Origin of the sequence: Paracoccus sp. (in: a-proteobacteria) (genome assembly GCF_047973135.1) — a bacterium.
Lineage (GTDB): Bacteria > Pseudomonadota > Alphaproteobacteria > Rhodobacterales > Rhodobacteraceae > Paracoccus.
Map to the genome: position 1 here is coordinate 1 of NZ_JBKEBL010000118.1, position 1,615 is coordinate 1,615.

General features: G+C 61.9%; 1 protein-coding gene and 1 pseudogene. Both read right to left on the bottom strand.

Annotated elements, in window-relative coordinates; translation table 11 throughout:
• Positions 1 to 34: 34 nt before the first annotated feature.
• Positions 35 to 376, bottom strand: a complete 342-nt coding sequence (locus ACK5L9_RS09070) for a zinc ribbon domain-containing protein YjdM (RefSeq protein ID WP_416911140.1) — start codon at positions 374 to 376, stop codon at positions 35 to 37.
• Positions 377 to 513: 137 nt separating this feature from the next.
• A pseudogene (locus ACK5L9_RS09075) lies at positions 514 to 1,615 on the bottom strand (glutamate synthase large subunit); the annotation flags it as partial.

Here is a 1,615-nt window from a genome sequence, read left to right on the forward strand (position 1 = left end):
CCGGGCCGGATGGGCGGCGCGGCGCGGTCAGGGCTTAGTCGTTGACCTTCTTGACGAATTGCGATTTCAGGCCGATCTGGCCGATGCCCGGGATCTTGCAGTCGATGTCGTGGTCGCCATCCACCAGCCGGATGCCCCGGACCCTGGTGCCGACCTTGATCACGCTGGACGATCCTTTCAGCTTCAGATCCTTGATCACGCTGACCGTATCGCCATCGGCCAGCAGATTGCCGACGCTGTCGCGCGTTTCGGGGCCGGTCTCCGATATGGCGTCGGTGGACCATTCATTCCCGCATTCTGGGCAGATCAGCAGGTAAGCCGCCTCGTAAGTATAGGCAGAGCGGCATTGGGGGCACGGGTGCAGGGTCTGGGTCATGCTGGTGCGTATATCGCCAGACAACGTAATCCTCTTCACGTGTCTGGCTATATGAGCCAGCTATCACTGACCCCGGCGATTGCGCGCCTGATTCCGCGACGGGCCTACCGTCCGACCACTGACTTACATCCGCCGGATCACTCGGCCGGAACGGCCTCTGAATCCTCGACCGCCATGATCGGATGGGGCAGGTGAATCAGCATTTCCCTGGGGCAAACCTGAAGGAAGTTGCCCTTCTCTTCGTCCCAGTTCTGCAGGATCTCGTCGGCGCGGCGGGACATGGTTTCCTTCAGATGCTGCTCGATCAGGTCTTTCAGCTGCGTCTCCCAGTGGTCCTGCGTTACCGGGCACAGAACCAGCGATTCGGCGTTGATGTAATCGCGTGCCACGCCCTGAGGATCGTAAAGATAGGCCATCCCGCCGGTCATGCCCGCGCCGAAATTCGCACCGATCCGGCCAAGGATCACCGCGACGCCGCCGGTCATGTATTCACAGCCATTGCTGCCGCAGCCCTCGATCACCACCTTCGCGCCGCTGTTGCGCACCGCGAAACGTTCGCCTGCGCGGCCTGCCGCGAACAGATAGCCATCGGTTGCGCCATACAGGACAGTGTTGCCGATGATGGTGTTCTCGGTCGCGTTCAGCGGGCTGATCATCGGCGGGCGCACGGTGATCATGCCGCCCGACAGGCCCTTGCCGACATAGTCATTGGCATCGCCCGAAACCTCAAGCTTCAGCCCCGGCGCGGCGAATGCGCCCAAGGATTGCCCGGCGCTGCCGGTCAGACGAACCGTCAGGTGGTCGGGTTGCAGGGCATTCCGCATGCCGAATTTCTGCACGATCATGCTGGATGTGCGCGTGCCCACGGTGCGCAGGGTGTTACGCACCGCATAGGAAAGCTGCATCTTCTCGCCGTCGGTAAAGAACCGTTCGGCGTCACGGATGATTTCGGCGTCCAGCGTATCCATCACCGCATTGCGCGGCTTGGACCGGTCATAGACGATCTTGTCCCAGCCATCGACGGTAATCAGCAGAGGGTTCAGGTCCAGATCGTCCAGATGCGCCGAGCCGCGGCTGACCTGGGTCAGCAGATCGGCGCGACCGATGATCTCGTCCAGAGAACGCGCGCCGATGCTGGCCATGATCTCGCGCACCTCTTGCGCATAGAAGGTGATCAGGTTCACCACCTTGTCGGCGCTGCCGGTGAACATCGCCCGCAGCTTTTCGTCTTGCGTGCAG

What these genes read in the sequence shown, in the direction of transcription:
- ACK5L9_RS09070 (WP_416911140.1), bottom strand. Translation starts at nt 376, where the DNA reads ATGACCCAGACCCTGCACCCGTGCCCCCAATGCCGCTCTGCCTATACT.